The organism is Dietzia sp. NPDC055877 (assembly GCF_053615975.1).
Window position 1 is genome coordinate 1 of the sequence record NZ_JBSHCV010000041.1, and the last position, 2,091, is coordinate 2,091.

Genomic DNA, 2,091 nt, shown 5'->3' on the forward strand with positions numbered 1-2,091 from the left:
TCTCGGGGGAACTCACCGCTCATCTCGGAGTGTCCACCAAGACGGGAACGGTCCAAACCGGGCGGCTCAACCGGCGGTTCGAATGCCAACGGCAGTACGTACTCGGTCAGTCTGGAAGAAGCGTGGGAGCGGTCCAGGTGCAGCAGGACGGGGGCGGAGTCGTCCATGACCCACAAGTCAGCGCCGTGCGCTGCGACATCGCCGGCCTGGAATCGATACGAATCGTCGGCAACATCGTCCAAGTCGAGATCGACCAAGACGCCGCTTTCTTCTATCTCGCCGTGCTCGGCGAAGTGGAACCACTTCGGCCAGTATCGATCCGGCGACGCACCTAAGTCAGTCAGCCGTTCGGTCCCCGGCACGTAGTCGTGCGAGTTGCCGGTTCTCCTGGCTTGGCGCTCGACAAGTTGGAGCCGACGCACTCTGCCCGTGACCACGCCCGGCCGGCCCGGCACTGAGTGGTGAAAGTTAGGCGTGAGGAAACCGGTCACATGCGTCAAACCGGCAGCCGGGCGGTGGTGGTGCCACGTGGCGGTCCACCCGTTACCGGTGACCTCGAACGGCCACCGTAGGGTCTCGTCCCGCTCTTGCCAGGGGGCCTGTCCGAACTTGGGCTGCACCGTGACGCGGTAGGTGGTCGTACCCGGCCTGCTGGCAACCGCTGATGTGACCAAAGAGAGTCTGACGCTGACGACATCGCCTACATGAAGCGGGCGGAGAGTTCCGTCTTCGAAAATTTCATGGCCCACGAGCACTTGAATAACTCGGGCCGTGCTTCCGGAATTCATTGATGAGCCCCACGCACTAGGCGGACCGGTGGGCGAAGCCACCGGGCGCGAGGTTACCTGTGGCGGGAACGTATCACGCTCACATCAGCAGAGGTTGGATACGCCCCGACTAAAGCCGTGCAGGCGAGCCCCGCCTCTCTCCGCCGCAATGCGTAGATGACAGATCCCTGCAGGCCGTACGACATCCAAGTGAGAAACCGACACGGTGGCTGAGGGCCGACACGGGGTCGATTACACGCTCGTCACCGTGCTCACCTGACCCGCCAACCAAACCTGCGAGAACCCGCCAAACGAAGTTGAAGGTCACACCGTGGGGTCTAGGATCTATTGATACAGATTCCGGCTGAAAGGGTCTTCGATGGCTGATCGGATCGGGACGTTGCTGAACCGTTCGGGTGACGGTGGCGAGGAGGTGCTCATCGTCAGCCGCGGGAAGGTGCGGACTCGGTTCCGCCGCCGGGACGAGTTGGGTTGGAACTTTCGGGTGGAGTCAACGGACTCGGAGAACATCATCGAGCAGAACCCGAAACGAAAGCCGAAGACGGATCCGAAGCCGGCTCGCCGAGCTTCGCGTCCTCGCGGACAGCGGGTGGCGTACGTGCGGGTGTCGGCCGCCGATCAGAACGAGGCGCGCCAGCTCGAGGCGGTGGGGGAGTGCGACCGGGTCTATATCGAGAAACAGTCGGCACGCTCGCGTGCCGATCGCGTGAAGCTCGAAGAGTGCATCAGGTATCTCCGGGACGGTGACGAGCTGGTGGTCGCCTCGATGGACCGACTCGCCCGTTCCCTGGTCGATCTCAAGCAGATCGTCGGCGAGATCACCGCGAAGGGCGCGAGCGTGGAGTTCGTCCACGAGCGGGCCACCTACGCTGCTGGTGCCCAGGATCCTCGAGCGGATCTGATGCTGTCACTGCTCGGGGCGTTCGCCGAGTTCGAGAGGGCCATCATCCGTGAACGCCAGGCTGAGGGCATCGCCATCGCCAAGGCGAAGGGTAAGTACAAGGGACGCAAGCGCGTCCTGACCGACGAGCAGGTCGACAATGCCCGCGCCCGCATCGAAGCGGGGGAGGGGCCGTCGGCAATCGCCCGAGACCTAGGAGTGGGCCGATCGACGCTCTATCGGGCTCTCCAGAGAGCTGGCGAAGGGGCCACTCGTGTAACGCCGTAGCTAACCTGCTGGGAAGGGCGCGAAGTGTCGGAGAGCTTTACGACTCCGAGATCATGCGTACAAGCAGTTCTGCGCTCTCCGACCTGACTTCCACAAGTTTTAGTGTCACCCTGCGTTGATCGCGTCGATGACGGC

At 63.2% G+C, this 2,091-nt stretch carries 1 protein-coding gene and 1 pseudogene; one reads left to right on the plus strand and one right to left on the minus strand.

Annotated elements, in window-relative coordinates; genetic code table 11:
- Nucleotides 1-788 (minus strand): annotated as a pseudogene (locus tag ACWGLC_RS17735) (hypothetical protein); the annotation flags it as partial.
- 358 nt (nucleotides 789-1,146) lie between these two features.
- On the opposite strand from ACWGLC_RS17735, the gene ACWGLC_RS17740 reads away from it, so the two are divergent.
- Nucleotides 1,147-1,956 (plus strand): recombinase family protein, encoded by an 810-nt coding sequence (locus tag ACWGLC_RS17740; protein WP_406899774.1) that lies wholly within the window; start codon nucleotides 1,147-1,149, stop codon nucleotides 1,954-1,956.
- Nucleotides 1,957-2,091: the final 135 nt, after the last annotated feature.

Coding starts and splice junctions, on each gene's coding strand:
- ACWGLC_RS17740 (WP_406899774.1), top strand. CDS start 1,147: ATGGCTGATCGGATCGGGACGTTGCTGAACCGTTCGGGTGACGGTGGC.